Below are 20,228 nucleotides of genomic sequence, written 5' to 3' on the forward strand. Positions count from 1 at the left end.
TTTTAAAAATCAAACCCTTATTGCAGCAAACAAAAACCGCCTCTATTCTCAGAAATAGAAGCGGCTTGGTTTGAACTTAATGTAACAATTCGAGCTCCTGGTGTTCACAGATGCTGTATTGAATAATTTCCATGGCATCCTCTTGCTCTAGAACGGTGAAGCCATCTCTAAGCATGATTCTGGAATTCAGCTCTTTCTCCTTGAAAAATGGAAGTAAATCAGGGAACCATTTTAAAACAATCTGCGATAGTTTTACCGTTTCCATTTCCACAAAAATCACCCTTTCCTCTCAGAATCATTCGTCATAAGAACAGAATCATTCGTACCGGAAAAGCCAGAACCTGTGAATATAGGCAACGTTACAAAGGAGAGCAGCATGAGCAAGTATGCAGGCTTATTGTATCATAAACTCATCTTAGTGCACAGGAGAGGGCGCGGATTCTCAGCTTATTCATCCTTTAACGCCTGCGAAAAGCCCCCATGACACCTACGGTCTCAACAATATTGACGAATGCAGAAGGGTCCGTCTTCTTGATGATTTCTTTCAGCTCTGTGAGCTCATACATCGTGGTTACCGTCATCAGCATATCTTTTTCTTTGTGGGAAAAGGCTCCCTCTGTTTTAATCAAGGTTACGCCCCGCGGCAAAGTTAGGAGCTTCTCCAGCAGGGCCTCTGTCTGCTCTGTGATAATAAAAAGGGTCACCTTGATATGGCCAATGTGAATCCAATTGACAACCTTGCCAGTTAGATAGATGGATACCATCGAGGCTAGAGCCAGATACCAATCTTTGTTTAGATAGCCCATAGCAAAAACAACTACCGTATTCAGCCCGACAAGCGTGTTGCCAACGGGAAAGTCACGATAACGCGTCACAATGGAACCGACGATATCAAACCCTCCCGAGGAACCGCCTACACGGAAGGACAGGCCGGCACCGAGTCCTACAAGCGCTCCGCCAAAGACACAGGCTAATAACGTATCTTTGGCCACGTCTACCTCGGGAATGATGGCGATGAACCCGGTCGTAGCGATGACGGAGAGAATACTAAGGATGATGAATCGCTTGCCCAGGAAGAACAATCCGGCGATCAGAATTGGGATGTTATAGGCAAAATACAATATACTCAAGTTAAGCGGTGTAAAGTAGTTGGTCAGCATGGAGAGACCGCTAACTCCGCCGCTGAGCAAATGTCTGGGGACCAGAAAAAGATTGAATCCGGCAGCAATGAGCAGGGCACCGAATATGATAACCACATAGTTTCTGATTTCTTTAAGCAAGCGTTTCACCTCGAATTTAAGTTCCTTGATTAGTGAGTTACTGGTGTTTCGTTAATGTTTTATGATATAATGTTTAAGATATTCTTGAGTAGGTATGGATTTCCATTTTAAAATAAATGCCCGGGAAGCACATATGTTTCAAACGATACGGTGCCGTTTAGTACTAGGGTGTGAAATGTCCCTTACAAATTTGCAGGTTCGCGTAAGATTCAGAGCACATTGGGACAGTCTATAAACGTTTACCGCTACTTAAGAATAACGTCAAGATTGTGGAGTTGTCCACCATATAGAAGGAGTTTGAACACTATTGAACACATTTGCTGATTTCGGCCTAGAGCCTAAGGTTTTACAAGCAATCACTGAACTTGGCTTTGAAGAGGCGACACCGATTCAGGCCAAATCGATCCCCCTTGCCCTTGAAGGTAAAGATTTGATCGGACAGGCCCAGACAGGAACGGGGAAGACGGCAGCATTCGGTCTTCCGTTGATTAACAAAATTTCCCGTGATGAGGACCGCATTGTAGCATTGATCATGACGCCGACACGCGAACTGGCCATCCAGGTTGCCGAAGAGATCGGCAAGCTCTCCCGCTTCAAAGGTATCCGGTCCCTTCCGATCTACGGGGGGCAGGACATTGTTCGCCAAATTCGCGCCCTGAAGAAAAAGCCTCAAATTATTATCGGTACCCCAGGACGTTTGCTTGACCACATTAACCGCAAAACCATCAAATTGGATGATGTGCAGACTGTAATTTTGGATGAAGCAGATGAAATGCTGGATATGGGCTTTATGGATGACATTCAGTCTATTCTGAAGCTTGTTCCAGAAGAACGACATACGATGTTATTCTCCGCAACGATGCCTGCGAATATCCAAAAGCTGGCTCATCAGTTCCTGAAGGATCCTGAACATGTATCCGTAATTCCTAAGCAAGTAAGTGCTCCGCTGATCGACCAAGCCTATATCGAGGTTCATGAGCGTCAGAAATTCGATGCACTCACCCGTTTGCTCGACATGGAATCTCCGGAGCTTGCCATTGTATTCGGCCGTACGAAGCGCCGGGTAGATGAGCTCTCCGAAGCTTTGCAAAAGCGCGGCTACTCTGCAGACGGCCTTCATGGTGACCTCTCGCAGAACCAGCGTGACAACGTAATGCGCAAATTCCGTGATGGCAGCATTGATGTTTTGGTAGCTACGGACGTAGCTGCGCGCGGTCTGGATGTGTCCGGCGTTACCCATGTAGTGAACTTCGACCTTCCACAAGATCCTGAAAGCTATGTTCACCGTATTGGCCGTACAGGCCGTGCGGGTAAAGAAGGGGCGGCTTATTCATTCGTAACGCCTCGTGAGATTGACCACCTGCATTTCATCGAGCGTGTAACGCGTCACCGCATTCCGCGTAAGCCGCTCCCAAGCATTGCTGAAGCCATTGAAGGCAAACAGCGTGTAACTGCAGAGCGCTTGCTTGAGATTGTAGAGCACGGCGAGCTTAATGAATATAAAGGAATCGCAATCCAGCTTCTGGACCAGTACGATTCCGTGAACCTGCTGGCTGCTGCAATGAAGCTGCTTACCGGCGATAAGAAAGAAGGAGCCAATATTGAATTGACTCCGGAAGAGCCGATCCGCGTGAAGCGTCGCAAGCCGGATCTGCGCTCCAGCGGACGCAAGCCGTCCGGCTACGGCAACCGTGGCGGCGGCTACGGCGGCAATCGTCGCGAAGGTAACCGTGATGGCAACCGCAGCAGTTATGGCAGCGGTAAGGGAGGCTACAGCAAGGACGGAGGCAATCGCGACTCCCGCTCTTACTCCGATCGTAAACCACGTACTGGCGGGGAAGGACGCCGTCCTTCACAGAATAACAATTCCGACCGGTAATATAGAGATTTGAACAGCAGGACGAGGCTTATTTTAAGCCTCGTCCTTTTGTGTATTGTCAAAATCGGCGCTGGATTGAGTGTGCCGAATAAGGTATAGTATTAAATAGAGACATATGATGGGATGAGGGGGAGAACTTTTGGAATACAAAGGTGTTATGGGCGGATTATACCGCGCGACTGAGTGGGTGATGAGAATTGCAGCAAGCAATCTGCTGTGGCTTCTATGTTCTTTGCCATTTCTCTTCTTTTTGTTCAGCAAGATGCTGTTCCTGCTTAATGGTGTGGGAGGACAAGAGAATTTAACGTGGTACGCGATGGCAATCTTGGCACCGTTTACATTATTCCCGGCAACGGCTGCACTTTTCTCTGTGGTCCGCAAATGGGTTATGGGCGATACGGATGTTAGCGTACTCAAGACGTATTTCAAGGGCTACAAAGAGAACTACAAGCAGAGCATGGTGGGCGGGATCTTCTATACCCTGCTGTTCGTAGTTATGATTGTAGACTACACCGTTTACATGAATCAAATGAAGAACCTGCAGGTAATTGGGCTAGTTATGCTCATCTTGCTGGTGCTGCTGTTTATATCTTTGTTTAACTTTTTCTCGATGGTATCGCACTATCATATGAAGACATCTTTAATCATTAAAAATGCAATCCTATTAACCATCATTCGTCCGTTTCGTGTAATATCCTCCGTTGTCGGTGCTGTTGCTCTGATATTTATAACCGCCAAGTTTCCTTGGCTGATTATCTTCGGAATAGGCAGTCTCACCGCCTGGTTTGCCTTCTTTAACTTCTATGCCACATTCCAGAAGATGCAGGCCCAGATTGAGAAGATGAATCAGGAGAAAGAGGCTGCTGCTAGTGAGGGTAACCTCTCTGAACAGGATGAAGCAGAAGGTTCTGGGGGAACGGAGCGAATTACAACCGAGTCGAAATCATAAGTCTTTTATCCAGGAAAATTTTACAACAGTGTTGAGCTGGCTCACTTAGTTTACTTTTGTTCTAGAAGGTTCTATAATGGATTTACATCCTGCGATGTGCGTTTCGGTTATTCGTTGTTTTGAACCAATGACAATGTCTAGGGAGACTCATATACGTTAGTGGCTGAACAGCCCTGTCCAAGCTGACATGGGGACTTCATAAACTGCGTTGCGGTCACCCACCTGCTAAGCAGGTTCACAGACAATGTAATCGGACGGCATATGCGGGACTTTACTTTATCCATTAGCAGCACCTTCTACTTCCTTTAAGGCAGTGTGAAGGTGCTTTTTATTTTGGCTCTACATAGGATGATGGAGGAGGAAGCAGATTGTCGCTAAAAAGAGTATTCGTAGGTATTTTTCGCAGCTTTGAAGGAACCAGTGATCGGGCTAAAAGCCCTGAACTAAAAACAAGGTATTATCAGCTTTCGAGGGAGAAGCTGTGGGATGAGGTGACCTCAACGCTTAAGAAGATACCCGGTTACAAGCTGCTGCATGAGGTCCCTTCTGTAGGGGAGATCTTACTTGAGAAACGAACGGCGTTTGGAAGAACCATGGACATTACTGTCTCCTTGGTATCCACCGGGCCAACCCGCAGTGCCATTGATATCTATTCGGCTACCCGTGGCTCCTTTGGCGACCTGGGTTCCAACTATCGTACGATCTTAAACTTATTTGCCATACTTGATAAGAAATTAGCTAATTATAAGACGAATCCATAATAAGATAAAGCGAGTGAGGGAAGAACCCACACCCGCTTTTATTTTTCTTCTAATCATTCATTATTAGATAAGCTCTTTCACTGCTGCCAGAGCTTTGTCGTAATCAGGATGCTCGGACATTTCCTTCAAATATTCGACATAACGAATTTTGTTGTCCGCATCAAGGACGAAGATCGCGCGGTGATCGATTCGGAATTCCTTAATCAACACACCATAAGCTTCACCGAATGAGTTGGTCTTGTAATCAGACAGTGTAATGACCCGGTCGATTCCTGCTGCTCCACACCAACGCGCTTGAGCGAAAGGAAGATCTGCACTGACTGTAAGGATGACCACCTTGTCGCCGAGGTTGTCGGCTTCCTGATTGAAGCGGCGGGTTTGCGCATCGCAAACACCTGTATCCAGGGAAGGAACTACGCTGATCAGCTTAATCTTACCTGCGTAATCCTGCAGTGTAGCTTCTTCCAAGAGGTTCTTGCTGAGAGTGAAGTCTGGTGCAGTGTCGCCTACTTTAAGTTCAGGCCCAATCAAAGTGATAGGGTTGCCCTTGAATGTGGCTGCTTGTGTACGTTCTTGTGCCATATTGAATCTCCTCCTTCTCATAATGGGAATTGGCTGATGAAGGCTTCATAGCCTAACATTGGTATTGCATGCCAAAATCAATTATAATCTTTTTAAAAAGAACTTGTCCAATGCTAGATGCTTAAAGGAAGGAAAGAGAGGATTTCATGATATTTATCCGCTATGAGAATTGGAGAAAGTATGTGAAATACTATCCTGTAACCACCCTGCTTGTTCTTGCTAATGTACTTATGTTCGTCATCCTCAGCTTGAACGGTGGATCAAGGGACTTTGATACCTTGTATCATTATGGTGCAGTGAGTAACTTGCAGCCTGAAGGGGAGTATTGGCGTTTTTTTGCGGCTATGTTTCTTCATCATGGTTTTGACCATCTTTTGTTCAACTGTTTTGCTATATTCGTGTTTGCTCCTCCGTTGGAGCGGCTTATGGGCTGGTGGCGGTTCGCGATCCTTTATTTGGCCAGCGGCTTCATAGCGAATCTGCTTGATCATGCCTATCAACAACATATGTTAGATCCATATACCAACTGGATTGGTGTAGGGGCCTCAGGAGCGATTTACAGCGTGTACGGTGCTTTTCTATACATTGCCCTGCTGCAGCGTCAGCTGATGGATGAGGGCTCACGCAGAACGCTCTATGCGCTTCTGTTCGTAGGGGTCATCTTCTCATTCATTCAAGAAAATGTAGGCTGGTTTGCTCATCTTGGCGGACTTTTTTGTGGGTTCTTCATATATGGGCTTATTATCCGGTGGTTTAAGCCGCCGTTACTCAGAACTTGAGATAAGGTTCAATTCAGTGAACTGACAAACAGGATTGGAGCGGACACACGTGGAACTTAGACAACTTCAGTATTTTGTTAAGGTAGCCAGGAAGCAGCATGTGACCCAGGCTGCCGAAGAGCTTCATGTGGCTCAATCTGCCGTCAGTCGGCAAATTCATCAGCTGGAGAAAGAACTTGGGGTTGACCTCTTTATTCAAAAGGGGAGGAATTTGCAGCTTACGGCTGTAGGGCAGCTCTTCTGCTCAAGGGTGGAGACGATCCTTAAAGATCTGGACAGGGCTGTCAATGAGGTGCATGAGTTTTTAAATCCGGAGCTAGGGGAGATCCGCCTAGGATTTCCGCACAGTCTGGGAATTCATGTATTGCCGAGCATAATTGCGGAGTTTAGAAAACGTTATCCAAATGTGAAATTCAGGTTCAAACAAGGGATGTATACCACGTTAATACGTGATGTTATTACGGCAGAAGTGGATCTGGCCTTCATTTCTCCGTTTCCTGAGCAGCACGACCAGATCGAAGGCAACATTATTCTTACAGAGGAATTATGCGCCATCTTACCTCATAACCATCGGCTGGCCGGGCAACAAAGCATTGCCTTAAGCGAACTGAAAGACGATAAGTTCATTCTTTTCAGTAAAGGATATTCGCTTCGCCCCATTGTGCTGCATGCTTGTTTGGAAGCGGGGTTTAGCCCAAAGATTGCATTCGAGGGGGAGGAGACGGATACGATTCGCGGCCTGGTAGCCGCAGGCATGGGAGTGAGTCTGCTGCCGGAGATGTCCTTATTTCAGACGAATTCGCTGCAGCCCGCTAGGGTTAAAATTATATCTCCCAAAGTAACAAGAACCATTGGTTTGATCCATCGCTCTGATGATAAGCTGCCGCTTGTCGCTCAATCATTCCGTGCCTTCCTTCTGGATCATTTCGGAGTTACAACAAATCCCCCACCCGGTTAGCCGGATGGGGGATTTGTTATTGTGCGCCCGGCATGGGCGATAACTCGGCGGTGAAAGTCCGCTACAGGCTTGGCAGTAGGAACTGTTAGCTGAAGGCAAGGGTGTCCGCCGCGAGGCGGAATCTGAAGGAAGCCGGAGGCAAACCCTCGGTCTGACGAACAGAAATCACATAGAAGGCATCATGGGACGGACGAGCTTGCACTACAAAGCAAAGTCCAATACTGCCCGAATCCCATGGTGTAAATGTGGCAGATAGATGAGGGGAAGGTTATCGCTCTTACCCGGGGAGGTCTCACAGACGACAAGTAGGAAAAAAAAACCGAAAGACGGAGTAAAGCTTGCTGTGAGAAGTCAGCAGAGGCCATAGTACCCGGAAGGTTTTTTTTTCGGGGAAGGGCCGAACAATCGTAAGTCTCGAGTACATACCGAAAGGAGAGCTGACGCGATGAAAGCAGAATACCGAAAGGGCTACCTGCAAAGGGATAGCGTGGAACGCGAAGAGCATGCGGGAGTGCGGAGCGCCGGTACTCGGGAACGTAAAGAAAGAGGCGGTGCAACAGACCTGCTGGAGCAGATTCTGGACAGAGACAATCTGAACAGAGCCTACAAACAGGTCAAACGCAACCATGGAGCGCCAGGAATCGACGGAATGACCGTAGAAGACGCGCTACCCTGGCTGCAGGAACATAGAGACGAGCTGTTGCAAAAGATCCGGGAAGGCAGATACAAGCCCAGCCCAGTACGGCGCAAGGAAATTCCCAAAGCAGATGGAAGCGGAGTACGGAAGCTTGGCATACCCACGGTCGTAGACCGAGTGATTCAGCAGGCAGTCGCCCAGCAGCTCCAGCCCCTGTTCGAGCCGCTCTTCTCGGAGGGAAGCTATGGCTACCGCCCCGGTCGGAGCGCACAACAGGCCATTCGCAAGGTGAAAGACTATGCAGAACAGGGATACGGCTACGCAGTAGAAATCGACCTCTCCAAATACTTCGACACGCTGAATCATGAGCTGCTTATGCATCTTTTGCGCAAACAAATTCAGGACAGACGCGTAACCGAACTGATTAAGAGATACCTGAAAAGTGGGGTTATGGAGAACGGGGTGCACTGCAAAACAGAAGAAGGCTCCCCTCAGGGAGGCCCCCTGTCGCCGCTTCTGGCGAACATCTACCTGAACGAATTTGACCAAGAGATGAAAGGCCGCGGAGTGAACGTCATCCGCTATGCGGACGATATTGTGGTGCTTGCCAAAAGCAAACGGGCAGCGGTGCGGCTACTGGAATCCTGCGGAAAGTACCTGGAGACCAAACTGAGACTCCAGATCAATACGCAGAAAAGTAAGGTCGGTAGCGTAGTGGCTCGAAAGCACTTCAAATTTCTCGGCTTTGCCCTGGGAAAGAACAAGAACGGCATGTATATCCGTGCCCATGGACAATCCCTCGCAAAAGCGAAGAAGAAGTTGAAAGAACTCACAAGTCGCAGCCAGGGCAGAAATGTTCGCCAAGTCATGGAAAAGGTAAAAGTCTACATTCGGGGATGGATTGGTTACTACTATGTGGCCGACATGAAACGGATCCTGCAAAGCTGGAGCGAATGGTTGCGAAGACGACTGCGGATGTACATCTGGAAACAGTGGAAAAAGCCGCGAACAAAAGTACAAAACCTGCGGAAGCTGGGGATACCGGAATGGCAGGCTTACCAGTGGGGCAATTCCCGTCTCGGGTACTGGCGCATCGCCGGAAGTCCAGTGTTGTCTCGTTCCATAACAAACAAAAAGCTCGTACAGGCAGGATATTATGACTTTCCTGCGCAATACGAGCGTTTACGTAAATTGCACTTATGCGGTTGAACCGCCGTATACCGAACGGTACGTACGGTGGTGTGAGAGGTCGGCTACTCATCTAATGAATAGCCTCCTACTCGATTATCTATGAAGCTGCTTATTCGCGGTTATTGGTAAAGATAAGGATATAGCGTAACAGCTCCAGAACCGCTACGAGAGCGGCTGCTACATAGGTCAAGGCGGCGGCATTTAATACTTTGCCTACCTTGCGTTCTTCCTGATGTGTTACATAACCTTGCTCAAGCATAATTTTACGAGCCCGGTTGCTGGCATTAAATTCTACCGGAAGTGTAATCAACTGAAAGGCAACGGCACAGGAGAAGAAGACGATTCCAAGGCCTATAAGGTTCAGCGATTGCAGGAAGAATCCGGCAAGCAGCAGAATTGGCGCAAAACCGGAAGCAAAGTTCACAAGGGGAAAGATTCGATGACGTGCTACCAGCATAGGGTATTTCACTTTATGCTGGATCGCATGGCCAACCTCGTGACATGCAACAGACACAGCAGATATGGATCTTTCATAATAGACCGGCTCGGAAAGACGAACAACCCGATGGATTGGATCGTAGTGATCTGTTAGGCTCCCCCGAACAGGTTCAATAGGAACATCGTAAAGTCCATTGGCATCCAGCATCCGGCGTGCCGCTTCTTGACCGGTCATTCCACTGTAGTTCTCATCTTTGCTGTATTTCTTAAAAGTGCCTTGGACCCGGAATTGAGCCCAGAGAGAGAAGATAAACGCTACAATAATTAGTACATACAATCCGCCCATATATCATTCCTCCATTTTTGAATGTTAAGTAAATAATGTTAAGTGAATGGCCCGTGAGTAAGAAGAATGCGCAGCGCCTCAATGCAGGCCATGCTTTGCGGCATAAGATGGGTGAAAGCTTTGTTCACCTGAGAGGGCTTCATCTGAGAGAGGATGGGCTGCAGCTCCTTAACCTCTCGTTCCAGCTGCTGCAAATGAATTTCGAGAGAGGTTAACTTCTCCTTAACCTTCTCTTCATCACTGACACCGCTCCATTCATCGAGCTTGGTTCGAATTTCTTCGAGTGTGTATTTCTCCTGCTTTAATTGATTAATACGTTTGAGCCGAATTAAAGTTTCATGGCTGTATAGTCTGTAGTTTTTTACAGTGCGGGTTTCCGGTTCAATTAATCCCAGCTTGGTGTAGTAATCAATTGTCCGTTCGCTAATCTCAGCCTCTCTGGCTAGTTCTCCGATGCGGTATAGCTTATTAACCCCAAATGAATCACTCCCCGAATACTACCATTCTTATAAGTTACTTCTCTATATATACATCGTATGATACAAGATCAGAAAGCATACAGTCAAACGTTACACTTTGCAAACTTTAGTGAAGAACAAATAGTAACAACAATACCTTACGTACAATGTTACATAAATTAATTTTCTCGCTAATCTAACATTTTTTTGTTGTCAAGTTGTATGTGTTTTGATTATAATCACTTTAAACATTAGATTCATGTAAAGAAACATGACATTAAGGAGAGGGTTGTATGAAGAGAAAGTGGTTTTTTGGGTTACTTGCCTTAGGATCGGCAATGGCATTTCCGGTCACTGCCTTTGCGGCAGATGAAGTAACAGCACCCATGCTGCAGATCGGACTGAATTCACTATTTGTATTCCTTGCTTTTATTCTGGTCTTCTTCATGCAGGCGGGGTTCGCCTTGCTTGAAGCGGGATCTGTACGAATGAAGAATGCGGGTCACGTTGCTGGCAAGACGATCCTTACCTTAGGTATCGCAGTGATTGCTTTCTGGGCACTAGGTTTCGGGTTCGGGTTTGGTAACGGGAACGGCTTTTTTGGATATACAGGCTTCTTCTTTGGAGGAAATGCGGATACAGGGTCTTTCGATGCGTTGACGGCATCCGGTGTGCCGATGGTGATCCTGTTCCTATTCCAGTTCTCCTTCGCAGCTGTATCCCTGGCTATTGCCTGCGGCGGTATGGCAGAGCGTGCCAAGCTCAGTGTTTACATTATATTCGGCATTCTGTTCATGATTATTATCTATCCGATTATCGCTCACTGGGTTTGGGGCGGCGGATGGTTGGCAGAGATGGGCATGCAGGATTACGCCGGTTCCGCCGTGGTTCACTTGACGGGGGCTACTGCAGCCTTGGTTGCTACCTATCTTCTCAAACCGCGTCTCGGTAAATATGGCAAGGATGGTAAGCCTAACAGCATTCCAGGCCACAATCAGGTCTTGTCCGTACTCGGTGTAGTTTTTCTATGGGTAGGTTGGTTCGGATTTAACCCAGGCAGTGGGCTTTCTGCTTTGGGAGACGGATTCTTTGGCTATGTTGCATTAACCACGAATCTGGCTGCCGCTGCTGGCGGTGTTGCAGCCTTGCTGGTATCCTGGGCCGTATTCGGCAAAGCGGATATTCCAAGCATGCTGAACGGTGTCTTGGCAGCACTTGTTGCGATCACGGGTTCCTGTGCTTTTGTTGAGCCATGGGCGGCTGTTGTAATCGGGGTGATCGCCGGTGTTCTTACCTTCTTTACGGCACAGTGGTTTGAAAAGGCAGGACTTGATGATCCGGTCTATGCGTTCTCTGTGCACGGTATCGCCGGAATGTGGGGCGCTCTGTCAACAGGCTTCTTTGCAACCCCAGAACTTGCAGAGAACGCTGGAGTGGGTAAAGCAGGTTTGTTTTACGGAGGTGGCTTTGAGCAACTAGGCGTTCAAGCTTTGGGGATGATTGGCGTATTTGCGTTCGTCCTGGTACTCTCCTTCATTATTCTTGGTATTATGAAGGCAGTGATGGGAATTCGTGTTACGGAAGAAGAGGAGACCATGGGCCTTGATATCAGCGAACATGGCACTTATGGTTATCCAGAGCAAATGGGTTTGATTTCGGGACAAAGCAAGAAAGACCTTAACAGCTAATTTTAAGTCTTATTGAACATGAATTATGGGATTCTATTATTGCTGCAAGAGAGGAAGTGCGCCGGATGGATTCGAAGACAGCTTATGATCATGTTGATTTCGCAGCCATTCGGTCTGCGGCATCCCTGATGGAATTGGGCTCTGCAAGAACGGAGGGAGCAAAGCGGTTATTGGGTGTCTTCTCCTCCGTACCGATCGAGACATGGAATGAGAGTGTGAACCTCTTGCAGGATGAGGTCATGTCAAGAGCTGTGTTCTTGTGTGAGCGTGATATGGCGGGGGAGGGCTGGGGCGTAGCTCCAGCTCCCTTCGCTTTTGTTGTATTTGGAAGTGGGGGAAGAGGGGAACAGACGCTTTGGAGCGATCAGGACAATGGCCTGATTATTAGTGACACCGATGACGACGTGTTGGTGCCTTATTTTGCTGAGTTCGGGAAACGGCTATCAAGCTACCTTGAGTCCGCAGGTTATCCGCCTTGCGAAGGCAAGGTAATGGCGAATAATCCGATGTGGAGCCAGACTGGTTCCTCTTGGGTGAGGCAGCTGAGCCATTGGACGAATGAGATGGGGTGGGAGGATGTACGCTACCTTACTATTGCTTCGGATATGAGACATATTGTCGGCCCGGAAAGCTTATCTGAAGCATGGAGACAGAATTTAATGAATCTGCTTAGTGGCTCTGAGGAGATAGAGGCTGCACTGCTGAGAAATACGATGCGACATAAGGCGGCTACAAATATATTAGGTCAAATTATTACTGAACGCTTTGGAGAGCATGCGGGTGAGTTTGATATCAAGTATGGGCTGTACATTCCGCTGGTTAATGGGATCCGCTGTTTGGCATTTAAATATGGCATCAAGGAGACATCGACTCTTAAGCGGATCTCCAGATTGTATGAGCTTGAGGCTTTTCCCAGGCCCTGGCTTGATGCTTGCCGGCGTGCTTTTCATACAGCTCTCAAGTTCAGGTCGATGACTGGAAAGGTCACTGAGCAGGGTCAGCTCGCAGGAAGCGCCTATCTCTCGGCAGAAGCTCTTAAGGATAAGCAGATTATCCGTGAATTGAGAGAAAACCTCGGAGCGGTAAGACAGCTGTATCGGATGCTGCAAAGGCAGCATCGCTTTGCGGAAAGGAGAAGACCATGAGAGAGCCGGGAAAGGAAGGGGGAGGATGGTGGAACGCCCTGAAGAACGGGGGGGTGCCTTCCGCAATTGCTTCTGTGCTTGGAACCCACAGCGCCCAGCAGATCGCGTTTCTGCGTTCGCTGACAAAGGGAAAGCGAAGACCCGAGACGCTCCATGTTCCGCTGCGAGAGCTTGAGACAGCTGTGTTTGATCTTGAAACGACAGGATTTCTGTATAAGCAGGGGGACGAGATTTTGTCATTTGGGGCAGTAAAGACAGACGGGGAAAGGGTGGAGCTTGAGAATACGTTCTATACGCTGACAAGGTCCTCTTGTCCGATTCCTCCAGAGATTACTGCACTCACGGGTATTACCCAGGAAATGGTCGAGCAGGCTAGTCCTCTGGTGGAGAGTCTTCACGGATTTATGAGCTTTGTGGATGACAGGGTCCTTGTGGCCCATGGCAGTGCTCATGACAAGTCGTTTCTGGATACAGCCTTGTGGAGGACATCTAAGGTCCGATTGTCTCATCGGGTGCTGGATACCATGATGATTGCACAGAAGCTGGACCATGATGACCGAATTGCCAGCTTAGACGATTGGCTCGGAATTTACGGAATACCGGTTGCGAACCGCCATCACGCCCTGGAAGATGCCAAGATGACCGCTTTTCTATGGCTGGCCTTGGTTGATCGGCTGCGTGAGCGGGGGGTTCATACTTTAGGGGATCTCTATATATTTCTAAGTCAAACCTAGACAAGCTGGAATTGTGCGGGATGAAAATCATAAGTTAGATTCGAGTCCCTGATGATTGTATAAGCCCTTAAGTCTAGTGGAAGCGAATTGTCGTTATTCATACAGCTTAGTATAAAGTACAACGGGAAGCAGCCTCCAAATTGCTGGAGCTGCTTCTTGTCTATTGTTGATGGGATTGGGACAGTGGTCGGGTGGCTGTGCATGATACCGATTAGCCTCGGAGAAAAACTGGCAGGAATCCAAACGGCGGGATCCAGTTCAAATGTATGCTCCGGAATCGCCGCAATATTGTTCACCTGCTGAAATTGTTCTACCATCCACCTGTTGCTTGAGCGCCGGCCATAAAGAAGTCCGCAAGCCTCTTTAGGCATCTGCTCAAGCGCATAATCTCTCATCTCGTTCAGAATGGAAGACCCAAGCAGTATCATTTTTCTATCCCTTCTCTCCTGCACCGGAGGCCGTATATTTATTTGACTTAAGTATGATAATTGTAACAAGGTAAGGCCACTTGAGGAAGAGGAGGGGGATCCAATTTATGAGAATGCGAAGAAACATGCGAAGCCTATTCGTGCTTCAATCCCTGGTTATTCTATTGTTGGTAAGTACCTTGCAGCTTTTTCCAATCTGCTCAATTATGGTAAGGGCATCGGGGAAAATCATTAAGACAGGGGACAAGGCTCCAACTGTAAGTATGGAGAGCCTTGATGGCCAGGTATACAAGCTGGGAGGGGAGCGCAGCCGCCCGCTGCTGCTTAATTTCTGGGCATCCTGGTGTGAGCCTTGCAAGCTGGAAGCTCCCGAGCTTCAGCGGCTAACCCAGAAATATGGAGAAAAACTGGATATCTACGGGGTAAACGTTACATCAGATGACAGCATTCAGGAGGTTCAAAAATTTGTAGACAACTATAGACTTACGTTCCCGATCCTATTAGACAAGCAGGGAAGCCTGTTTGCTAAATTCAGCGGTGTCGCTTTCCCTACTAATATTGTAATTGGAAAAGACGGAAGGGTGAAGCATATCAATATTGGACTGCTGCCGATGGAACGGTTAGAGTCACAGATTCAAGGAGAGATTGACCGGACTCAACCTAAATAAAATAAAGGAGAAGAGCTGGCTAGAAGGCTCTTCCCCTAAATGAATAGGATCTATCCAATTAGTGATTGATAATACCTTGGCTGGAAACTTCGTCTTCGTTCTCCTGGCTAGGATTGGCTTCTCCGAGAAGTGCATAACGGATACTATCCACGAGTGCTTCCCAACTGGCTTCAATGACGTTACCGGATACCCCAACGGTATTCCAGGCGCTTGAAATATCACGGGATTCAATGAGCACCCGCACCTTGGCTGCCGTGGCATCTTTCTCATCAAGCACGCGGACTTTGTAGTCTGTGAGGTGCATTTCTTTCAATCTAGGGAAATAAGTGACCAGGGCCTTCCGCAGCGCGTTGTCTAGTGCGTTGACAGGGCCATTCCCCTCTGCAGCGGTATAGACGCTGGAACCATTGACTTTAACCTTGACAAAGGCTTCGGAGACAACAGGGTTTCCGGCTGTCTTCTCGACCAGAATTTTGAAGGATTCAAATTCAAACAGCTCTTTAAGCTCCCCGTTGGCCTGTCGAAGCAGCATCTCGAGCGAAGCGTCGGCGCCTTCAAACTGGTAACCTTGATGTTCCAAATCCTTGATCTTCTGGATCACCCCACGGGTATCGGCATTGTCAGGATCAAACCCGATCCCCATTTCTTTTGCCTTCGACAGCACATTGCTCTGGCCCGCAAGCTCAGAGACTAGTATGCGCTGTTTGTTGCCCACTGCTTCAGGTGCAATGTGCTCATAGGTTCGAGAGTCTCTAAGTATAGCCGACACATGAATGCCACCTTTGTGGGCAAAAGCGGAAGATCCTACATAAGGCTGGTTGTTCGGCATATGAACATTAGCGATTTCACTTACATACCTTGCTGTATTGCTCAGCTGGGCCAGCTGCTCACTTCCAAGGACCTCATAACCTAGCTTAAGTTGTAAATTAGGAATGACCGAACAAAGATTGGCATTGCCGCAGCGTTCACCATATCCGTTAATTGTTCCCTGGATTTGCTGCGCTCCCGCCTGCACCGCACTAATGGCATTAGCAACAGCGAGCTCGCAATCATTATGGGTATGAATGCCGAGCAGGGCATCGCCTGTTTGAGCTTTGAGCGAAGCTACAATGGAATGGACCTCATGAGGCATGGTTCCGCCATTTGTATCACACATAACTAGCCAGTCCGCTCCTGCTTCGGCAGCCCTCTTCATAACAGCTGCAGCATATTCAGGATTGTGCTTATAGCCGTCAAAGAAATGCTCTGCATCAAAAATAACCTCAATGCCGTTTTGCTTCAAATAGCTAATCGAATCGCCAATCATGGCCAAGTTCTCCTCAAGTGAGGTTTGCAGGGCCGTATGGACATGAAAATCCCAGGACTTCCCGACCAATGTGGCAGCTTGTACGCCGGATTCAATAATTCGGTTCAGACTGGTATCTTGTTCTACTTTGCTGTTCTTGCGCCGTGTGCTTCCAAAGGCTGTGATCTTTGCGTTAAGCCCCATCTCTTTGACCCGACGAAAAAACTCGATATCCTTGCTGTTGCTGCCAGGGTTTCCGCCTTCAATATAATGTACACCAAGCTGATCGAGCTTCCTGGCGATTTTAAGTTTGTCGTCGGCGGACAGGCTGATGCCTTCCCCTTGTGTTCCGTCTCGCAGGGTTGTGTCAAAAATAGTTATTGCTTGTGACATGTAGGAGGTCCCCCTTATCATCTAATATCCGCTCTGACTTTTTGCTATAATAGACATATAAGTCAAACGCTTTATTACTTCACTGTATCACGGTTTTAAATTTTTTGCATGAATTGAATTTTAAAAGTTCGGGAGGGCCGGGACGTGAAGGATGTTGAGCAATACTATCCGGTGAACGGTCGAGTCATACTCCATGTTGATATGAATGCATTTTATTGCTCGGTTCATGCTGCCGAGGAGCCCGCTAAATACAAGAATAAGCCTACAGCGGTTGCCGGCAGTGTGGAGCTTCGCAAAGGGGTGATCGTCACCTGCTCCTACACGGCAAGGAAAATGGGCATATCTACCGGAATGCTGGTCAGTCAGGCTTTGAAGAAATGCCCTGATCTGATTGTGATCGCACCAAATTTTCATCTGTATCGTCAATATTCCCGGGGGTTCATGAATATTGCCTACCAATATACTCCTCTTCTTCAAGCGACATCTATTGATGAATGTTATCTTGACATTACGGGCTCTAAGCAATTCGGCACACCGCTGGACATCGCGCAGGAAATCCAGAGCCGTATAGCAGATGAACTCGGGCTCCCATGCTCCATCGGCATTGCCCCTAACAAGCTGCTGGCGAAGATGGCCTCAGATATGAAGAAGCCTAACGGGATCACTGTTCTTCGGATTCGGGATGTTCCTCAGCTGCTGTGGAATAAGCCATGTTCTGACCTGTTCGGCATTGGCCGCAAGACGGCGGAAAAGCTCAAGAAGCTGAGAATTTATACCATTGGCCAGTTAGCGGCAGCAGATGAGCGATTCCTTGTCGAACGATTCGGCATCGTCGGCAGCTGGATGAAGCGAGCTGCTAACGGATTGGATGAATCCCCTGTTCGAGAAGAGAGGGATAAGAATAAATCTGTAGGGCATACCACGACACTTCCTCACGATATAACAACGCTGGATGAAGCTCAGAAGGTGCTGCTGAACTTGTCCGACCAAGTAGCCAGACGTCTGCGCAGACAGTCGCTTATGGCACAGACGGTACAGATTACGATCCGTACGCCGGATATGAAGACCATTACAAGATCTCAAACCTTAGGCAATGTTACTGAGACAGCAGCAGATATATATCACGAGGCTTGCGAACTGTATCGCAGGCATTGGACAGAAGGGCGGCCCGTTCGCCTGTTAGGGGTGACGTTGCAAAATTTGGTGGCTAAGGAAGAGGCGGCGCTGCAGCTGGATTTGTTTGATTACCAGAATCAGCCCAAGAAGGAGCAGCTGACTAAGGTTATGGATGAGCTGCGTGATAAATTTGGAGAAGGAGCGATGCTTACAGCAGGTATGTTAAGTGACGATCCTTCCTCCCTGATTCGCAATCATAAGGTGCGCGGAACCTCGCTGCAAACGGATTTTTTGCGGGAAACTAGGGAAGAATAATCTTTTACCCTATGGAATAATTAGGAAAATGAATTGAAATTGTATTTTTTTTATATTATATTGAACATGGTGGATTGATAGCACCGCACTTGTACCGTCTTAACAGGAGGCAGATCAAATGGCGAAATATACTTGGGTTGAAAAGGATACTTGCATCGCTTGCGGCGCATGTGGCGCCACAGCACCCGATATTTACGACTATGACGATGAAGGCTTGGCGGAAGTCATTTACGAAGGTGACGCAAACCGCGGCGTTACAGAGATCGCTGAAGATCTGTATGATGATCTCCAGGACGCCTGTGACGGTTGTCCGACAGATTCGATCAAAGTCGCAGACGAACCGTTCAATAAAGAAGGCTAATTTGCCCGTATAGCCGGCAAAACGAAGGCATCTCTCACAGTTTTTGGTGGGGGATGTTTTTTTTGTGAGAGGATCTGCCGATATAAGAATAGAGAATAATCCATAGAATTCCAATTGGAGGTTTCGATGAAGAATTCGGTGTACCTCAAAGATTATGTCAGAATGCATCCAGACAATCGTATGGCTTGGTATCTGCTAGGGAAAGAATATGACCGCAGCGGCCAGGAGGGGAAAGCCCACTACTGTTATATTCAAGCAGGCGAGATTTACGAGGCCTTTGAGTCCAGTAAGGTGCCTGCTGAGGTGTGGAAGGAGTATGAAGCGAAGCTGCTTGAGGCTCAGGTGCGCAAGCAACGCAATCGGCGGAGAGTAAGGAAATTGCTGCTGGCCTGTATTTTTCTGCTGCTGATTTGGATTCCGTCACCATCCTTGAACGAAAATTCTAAGAACAACCGCGATAATGTTAGGACAGCTGGCATGGATGCAGTTGGAGAACAAGAGATCTATTTTACCGCAAAGCCGCTTGTGACAGCAAAGGATAAGCTTCAAACCAAAGCGCAGCTGCTTTCGGCGACCGATGGAACACCTGATGCCACAACGGCTGTGCTTGCGATGGGCCGAGCAGACAAGTGGCTGGTTTGGAAACCGGAGATGAAAGTGAATTTTACGATAGACAATCGAAAAGCTGAGGGGAAGAAAACCCTGCAATCCTATGATGCCGCAGACTGTGTCTGCAGGCCACCGGATGCTGAAGACCTTAAGCGCAAGGCGCTCAAGTGGACACAGGAACAGGAGATGCTGGTCATGCTCATGTCAGCTATTCAGCACTATCAAGAGCAGAAAGGGAAGCTGCCGGGGAAGCTGTCAGATTTGGCTCTTCCTTTTCCAAATAACTGGATCGCTGGTGAAGCTGTAGAGACATCTATCGCATTTCCGAAAGCGCTACATAGGGTAAAGGAGCTACAGAACAAGGCAGCGAATTCTCCGCAAAATGCGGAGGAGTTAAAGAACAACTCATCTGCGAACAAAAAGACGGCTCCTTTTTTTCAGAAAGAATTAGAAATTAAGGTTGATAAGGCGAAGCATAAGCTGGCTTTAGTCAGCGGAAATGTAATATTGAGGGTGTACGATGTAGGGCTTGGAGGACAACGAACACCGGAGGGCTCGTTCAGGATCACGGATAAGGTGGTCAATCCTAATGGCCATGATGACGGAGAATTTGGCAGCCGGGGAATGGAGCTGTCAGCAGGAAATTATGCCATACATGGTACAAATGAAGAAGACAGCATCGGAAAAGATGAATCCCTGGGCTGCATCCGAATGCGAAAGGCAGATGTGGAGGAGCTGTTCGATCTAGCGCCTAAAGGAACGAAGGTTACGATTGGTTCGGATTTGGTGCCGGATAGTGCCAAGCCCGGAGCCGCTCCACGATTCAGGCTGCCGGACCGGCAGGATCAGACCAATCCTCACAAAACTTATCATTGGTTGAATTAGATAGACATGATGACTTAAGATTATTTGACCAAGATAAACAGAACGACAAAGAGGATGACCATGGCAGCTAAGATCGAACCCAACCAAATAATCGCTTTTTTATTAACCTCTTCCTTCTTCTGCTGTAAGGTTGGTGGTTTCCGTTTGACAGACATATTCAGATCCCCTTTCAAAAGGTTGATTATACGGACAGGCACTTACCGTACAATAGCTATATTGTAATTGCTTTCAATTAAAAATTCTATATAGAGCTTTACAGTTTGCTTGCATTCATTCAGAACTTTTCTTTTCCTTCGGAAACCGCTAAACTACAGTAAGGGCGTTGCTTCCTTAAGTTAATGCA

The 20,228-nt window shown here is 47.8% G+C and carries 21 protein-coding genes and 1 other RNA gene; 14 read left to right on the top strand and 8 right to left on the bottom strand.

The features are described from left to right. Positions 1-76: 76 nt before the first annotated feature. Positions 77-265 (bottom strand): hypothetical protein, encoded by a 189-nt coding sequence (locus DCC85_RS07910; RefSeq protein WP_234414381.1) that lies wholly within the window; start codon positions 263-265, stop codon positions 77-79. A gap of 193 nt (positions 266-458) precedes the next feature. Further along, positions 459-1,280, bottom strand: a complete 822-nt coding sequence (locus tag DCC85_RS07915) for a YitT family protein (RefSeq protein WP_108465093.1) — start codon at positions 1,278-1,280, stop codon at positions 459-461. Positions 1,281-1,587: 307 nt separating this feature from the next. On the opposite strand from DCC85_RS07915, the gene DCC85_RS07920 reads away from it, so the two are divergent. The 4 genes from DCC85_RS07920 (at position 1,588) to DCC85_RS07935 (ending at position 4,869) form a co-directional block, all read left to right on the top strand. Further along, positions 1,588-3,159 carry a degradosome RNA helicase CshA gene (locus DCC85_RS07920; protein ID WP_108465094.1) on the top strand — a complete coding sequence of 524 codons (1,572 nt, stop codon included), beginning with the start codon at positions 1,588-1,590 and terminating at the stop codon, positions 3,157-3,159. 139 nt (positions 3,160-3,298) lie between these two features. Then, the gene (locus DCC85_RS07925) at positions 3,299-4,108 is read left to right on the top strand and encodes a YesL family protein (protein WP_108465095.1); all 810 of its coding nucleotides are present in this window, start codon (positions 3,299-3,301) and stop codon (positions 4,106-4,108) included. 83 nt (positions 4,109-4,191) lie between these two features. After that, positions 4,192-4,382: non-coding RNA, 6S RNA (gene ssrS / locus DCC85_RS07930), on the top strand. A gap of 94 nt (positions 4,383-4,476) precedes the next feature. Further along, the gene (locus DCC85_RS07935) at positions 4,477-4,869 is read left to right on the top strand and encodes a DUF1499 domain-containing protein (RefSeq protein WP_108465096.1); all 393 of its coding nucleotides are present in this window, start codon (positions 4,477-4,479) and stop codon (positions 4,867-4,869) included. 63 nt (positions 4,870-4,932) lie between these two features. Here the strand turns inward: DCC85_RS07935 and tpx are convergent, their stop codons facing one another. After that, positions 4,933-5,451 (bottom strand): thiol peroxidase, encoded by a 519-nt coding sequence (gene tpx / locus DCC85_RS07940; RefSeq protein ID WP_108465097.1) that lies wholly within the window; start codon positions 5,449-5,451, stop codon positions 4,933-4,935. A 146-nt stretch (positions 5,452-5,597) separates the two neighbouring features. Here tpx and DCC85_RS07945 point away from each other — a divergent pair, with 146 nt between their 5' ends. From DCC85_RS07945 to ltrA, 3 genes are all read left to right on the top strand, one after another. Then, positions 5,598-6,230 carry a rhomboid family intramembrane serine protease gene (locus DCC85_RS07945; protein WP_108465098.1) on the top strand — a complete coding sequence of 211 codons (633 nt, stop codon included), beginning with the start codon at positions 5,598-5,600 and terminating at the stop codon, positions 6,228-6,230. A gap of 49 nt (positions 6,231-6,279) precedes the next feature. Continuing rightward, positions 6,280-7,188, top strand: a complete 909-nt coding sequence (locus tag DCC85_RS07950; RefSeq protein WP_108465099.1) for a glutamate biosynthesis transcriptional regulator GltC — start codon at positions 6,280-6,282, stop codon at positions 7,186-7,188. 445 nt (positions 7,189-7,633) lie between these two features. Next, positions 7,634-9,034 carry a group II intron reverse transcriptase/maturase gene (ltrA, locus tag DCC85_RS07955; protein ID WP_108463800.1) on the top strand — a complete coding sequence of 467 codons (1,401 nt, stop codon included), beginning with the start codon at positions 7,634-7,636 and terminating at the stop codon, positions 9,032-9,034. Between the two features lie 91 nt (positions 9,035-9,125). On the opposite strand, the gene DCC85_RS07960 is transcribed toward ltrA, so the two are convergent. Together DCC85_RS07960 and DCC85_RS07965 are read right to left on the bottom strand one after the other, a co-directional pair. Continuing rightward, positions 9,126-9,800: a zinc metallopeptidase gene (locus DCC85_RS07960; protein ID WP_108465100.1), complete on the bottom strand. Its 675-nt coding sequence runs from the start codon at positions 9,798-9,800 to the stop codon at positions 9,126-9,128. Positions 9,801-9,838: 38 nt separating this feature from the next. Further along, positions 9,839-10,255, bottom strand: coding sequence for a MerR family transcriptional regulator (locus DCC85_RS07965; RefSeq protein ID WP_108465101.1), 417 nt, complete (start codon positions 10,253-10,255; stop codon positions 9,839-9,841). Between the two features lie 296 nt (positions 10,256-10,551). Between DCC85_RS07965 and DCC85_RS07970 the strand changes: the two genes are divergently transcribed. The 3 genes from DCC85_RS07970 to DCC85_RS07980 all read left to right on the top strand — a co-directional run bounded on the left by DCC85_RS07970 (position 10,552) and on the right by DCC85_RS07980 (position 13,825). Next, positions 10,552-11,946: an ammonium transporter gene (locus tag DCC85_RS07970; protein ID WP_108465102.1), complete on the top strand. Its 1,395-nt coding sequence runs from the start codon at positions 10,552-10,554 to the stop codon at positions 11,944-11,946. A 65-nt stretch (positions 11,947-12,011) separates the two neighbouring features. Further along, entirely contained in the window at positions 12,012-13,091 is a 1,080-nt protein-coding gene (locus DCC85_RS07975; RefSeq protein WP_108465103.1) for a DUF294 nucleotidyltransferase-like domain-containing protein, read from the top strand. After that, positions 13,088-13,825, top strand: a complete 738-nt coding sequence (locus DCC85_RS07980) for an exonuclease domain-containing protein (protein ID WP_108465104.1) — start codon at positions 13,088-13,090, stop codon at positions 13,823-13,825. The genes DCC85_RS07975 and DCC85_RS07980 overlap by 4 nt, the downstream gene beginning before the upstream one ends. On the opposite strand, the gene DCC85_RS07985 is transcribed toward DCC85_RS07980, so the two are convergent. Next, positions 13,822-14,253 (bottom strand): M67 family metallopeptidase, encoded by a 432-nt coding sequence (locus tag DCC85_RS07985; protein ID WP_108465105.1) that lies wholly within the window; start codon positions 14,251-14,253, stop codon positions 13,822-13,824. The two genes, DCC85_RS07980 and DCC85_RS07985, sit on opposite strands and share 4 nt — an antisense overlap. A 107-nt stretch (positions 14,254-14,360) precedes the next feature. On the opposite strand from DCC85_RS07985, the gene DCC85_RS07990 reads away from it, so the two are divergent. Continuing rightward, a complete protein-coding gene (locus DCC85_RS07990) occupies positions 14,361-14,921 on the top strand; it encodes a TlpA family protein disulfide reductase (RefSeq protein ID WP_108465106.1) in 561 nt (186 codons plus the stop codon). A 58-nt stretch (positions 14,922-14,979) separates the two neighbouring features. On the opposite strand, the gene cimA is transcribed toward DCC85_RS07990, so the two are convergent. Then, positions 14,980-16,599: a citramalate synthase gene (cimA, locus tag DCC85_RS07995; protein WP_108465107.1), complete on the bottom strand. Its 1,620-nt coding sequence runs from the start codon at positions 16,597-16,599 to the stop codon at positions 14,980-14,982. Positions 16,600-16,743: 144 nt separating this feature from the next. Between cimA and DCC85_RS08000 the strand changes: the two genes are divergently transcribed. The 3 genes from DCC85_RS08000 to DCC85_RS08010 all read left to right on the top strand — a co-directional run bounded on the left by DCC85_RS08000 (position 16,744) and on the right by DCC85_RS08010 (position 19,885). Further along, positions 16,744-18,030: a DNA polymerase IV gene (locus DCC85_RS08000; protein ID WP_108465108.1), complete on the top strand. Its 1,287-nt coding sequence runs from the start codon at positions 16,744-16,746 to the stop codon at positions 18,028-18,030. Between the two features lie 118 nt (positions 18,031-18,148). After that, the gene (locus DCC85_RS08005; RefSeq protein WP_108465109.1) at positions 18,149-18,391 is read left to right on the top strand and encodes a ferredoxin; all 243 of its coding nucleotides are present in this window, start codon (positions 18,149-18,151) and stop codon (positions 18,389-18,391) included. A 126-nt stretch (positions 18,392-18,517) separates the two neighbouring features. Next, positions 18,518-19,885 carry a L,D-transpeptidase gene (locus DCC85_RS08010; RefSeq protein WP_108465110.1) on the top strand — a complete coding sequence of 456 codons (1,368 nt, stop codon included), beginning with the start codon at positions 18,518-18,520 and terminating at the stop codon, positions 19,883-19,885. Between the two features lie 20 nt (positions 19,886-19,905). Here the strand turns inward: DCC85_RS08010 and DCC85_RS23575 are convergent, their stop codons facing one another. Beyond that, positions 19,906-20,040 carry a hypothetical protein gene (locus DCC85_RS23575; protein WP_267896070.1) on the bottom strand — a complete coding sequence of 45 codons (135 nt, stop codon included), beginning with the start codon at positions 20,038-20,040 and terminating at the stop codon, positions 19,906-19,908. Between the last annotated feature and the right edge of the window lie 188 nt (positions 20,041-20,228).

This window comes from Paenibacillus sp. CAA11, assembly GCF_003060825.1.
Lineage (GTDB): Bacteria > Bacillota > Bacilli > Paenibacillales > Paenibacillaceae > Fontibacillus.